Raw genomic sequence first — 2,270 nt, 5'->3', positions numbered from 1 at the left:
CCGCGGGAGTGGGGTGAAGCGAAGAGCCAGTTCGCCGTGATCTTCGGCGAGAGGTTCGTCATCTGATAACGACAACCGGCCTCGCGCACAAAATATCGGACACTCTCCCGGAACGCGACAACCATTGCCTCTTCAGCCTCGGACAAGGTTGTTGAATGAGGGCCTTCGGCCCGGTCTTCATATCCTCGACCGTCGCCCTCTTACGCCACTTGGCGAATGTCTTCCGGTTGATCCCCAACTCACGGCTCAGCGTCGCGAGCGAAGCTTGCGATCACTGTATTGCTGCTCCAACGGAGTGCGTGGTCGTGGCGCTCCCGTAACGAACTTGTCCCATGCGGCTTCCTTTCATTCCAAGGAAAGGATCGCACCATCAAACCGTGGGATCAAACACTTAGCCTGATCCGGGCCGAGGTCCATCGCCAGCGGTCGGTGCCGGGCGAGGAAGGCGGACCACATTCGGTTTGGCTGGTAAGTGTCTCCGCCGTTATTTACGATAGGCATCGTCAAGATCGGCAACCCAGCCTGCTGTCGCCCCCGGTTGCGTTTCTCGGCTAGGCAGGACGTTGGCATTGGGACGCACGACCGCTTTTCCCCGTGCCAGGTACGGATCGACAGTTTCCGCGAACCTCAAACCCGCAGAGTCTTCTTTTACCCACACGACCGTTGCGCCAACGGCCTCGAGGCGGCCGATTGCTACAAGGACTGTTGCCCCAACCTGTAAACCGGCTGCCTGATCGATGCGCATGCCCTTAGGAGACAAATCACGGACGCGATGTTGCGTCGCCTCAGCGCTCCCAAAGCGTTCAAGCGATGTGCTCAGGAAAACGCTTTGGCGAGGCTCCCGCTGCGCGGTCACGCGATCGCCTGCTTCTGTTGGGTCGACGCCATCGGTCATGCAGGACAAATGCGGGAAGACGTTGAAGCACGCAAAGCTATTCGACGCAACGAAGCATAAGGCGGTCAGTGCTGACAATTAACCGTTTCGCAGAGGGATCCGAGAAATGCGATTCAGATTGACGTGCTCCCCAAAGCTCTACCAGTCATAACTGGAGTCCGGGGTTGGTATGAGGGTCCCCCGGTTTCTCATCCAAGTCGAGGGTGAGTTTCCGGCGTTCATTCGGCCGCGATCTTGGCCGCGGCAGCAGCATATTCGACCGGCGTCATCCAGCCAAGTGATGTGTGAGGACGGCTCTCGTTGTAGTCCCGCCGCCAAGCCTCGATCTTGGCTCGCGCGTCCTCTAGGGACAGGAACCAGTGCGTGTTCAGGCACTCGTCCCGAAGGCGGCCGTTGAACGACTCTACGAAGGCGTTGTCCGTCGGCTTGCCCGGCCGGCTGAAGTCGAGCGTGACGCCGTTCTCGTACGCCCAGCGGTCGAGTGCCTTCGAGATGAACTCCGGCCCGTTGTCGACACGGATGGTCCTGGGTGCGCCGCGTGACAGCGTGATCCGCGTCATCGCCTCAACCACCTGCTCACCCTTGATGCCCTGGTCGACGTCGATCGCCAGCGCCTCGCGCGTGAATGCATCGACCACGGTCAGCGCCCGCAACCGCCGGCCGTCGAACAGCGCGTCGGAGACGAAGTCCATCGACCACATCTCGTTCGCCGCCAGAGCCGCAGGTTGCCGGTCGCGGTTGGCGGCGCTGACATTCCGACGAGGACGCCTGAGCCGAAGGCTCAACCCATCATCCCGGTAGAGCCGGTAGACGCGCTTGTGATTCACGAACCATCCTTCCCTGCGCAGCAGGATGTAGATGCGGAAATACCCGTACCGCGTCCGCGTCGCCGCCAGGTCACGGATGCGCAGCATCAGCGGCGCCTGGTCCGGTCGATGCGACACGTAACGCACCGACGACCGGTCGACGCCGAGCGCAAGACAGCTACGTCGCTCGCTGACACCATGGGACGCCTGGACGTGCGCGACGAGTTCACGCCGTCGCCCAGGCGTCAGAGCTTTTTTGCCAGGACGTCCTGCAGGATGTGCTTGTCGAGGCTCAGGTCCGCGACCAGCTGCTTGAGCTTGCGGTTCTCCTCCTCGAGCAGCTTCAGGCGCCGCAGCTCTCCGACACCCAACCCGCCGTACACCTTCTTCCAACGGTAGAAGGTCTGCTCCGAAATCCCCATCCGGCGGATCACCTCCGACACCGCCGTACCCGTCTCCGCCTGCTTCAGCGCAAACGCGATCTGCTCCTCGGTGTGCCTCGTCTTCTTCATGTCCAGCTCCTCGCCCGCAGGCTTCAAAGGGCCGGAAAACTCTCACTCAGCATGGAT

The 2,270-nt window shown here is 61.5% G+C and carries 2 protein-coding genes and 1 pseudogene; all 3 read right to left on the bottom strand.

All coding sequences use genetic code 11. The features are described from left to right. Positions 1-107 precede the first annotated feature (107 nt). Positions 108-334 (bottom strand): annotated as a pseudogene (locus NLI89_RS21555) (IS481 family transposase); the annotation flags it as partial. A 150-nt stretch (positions 335-484) separates the two neighbouring features. Next, positions 485-895 (bottom strand): PilZ domain-containing protein, encoded by a 411-nt coding sequence (locus NLI89_RS21550; protein WP_254688784.1) that lies wholly within the window; start codon positions 893-895, stop codon positions 485-487. Positions 896-1,113: 218 nt separating this feature from the next. After that, positions 1,114-2,213 (bottom strand): IS3 family transposase gene (locus NLI89_RS21545; RefSeq protein ID WP_254688783.1). Its coding sequence is split into 2 segments (ribosomal slippage): positions 1,114-1,961 and positions 1,961-2,213, totalling 1,101 coding nucleotides; the frame shifts between segments, so codons are not numbered across the junction. Between the last annotated feature and the right edge of the window lie 57 nt (positions 2,214-2,270).

This window comes from Sphingomonas faeni (genome assembly GCF_024273235.1).
In the GTDB taxonomy this organism is placed as follows: Bacteria; Pseudomonadota; Alphaproteobacteria; order Sphingomonadales; family Sphingomonadaceae; genus Sphingomonas; species Sphingomonas faeni_A.
Note: the sequence above shows the minus strand (reverse complement) of the source record. Positions and strands in the feature narration are given on the sequence as shown.

Coding starts and splice junctions, on each gene's coding strand:
- NLI89_RS21550 (WP_254688784.1), bottom strand. CDS start 895: ATGACCGATGGCGTCGACCCAACAGAAGCAGGCGATCGCGTGACCGCG.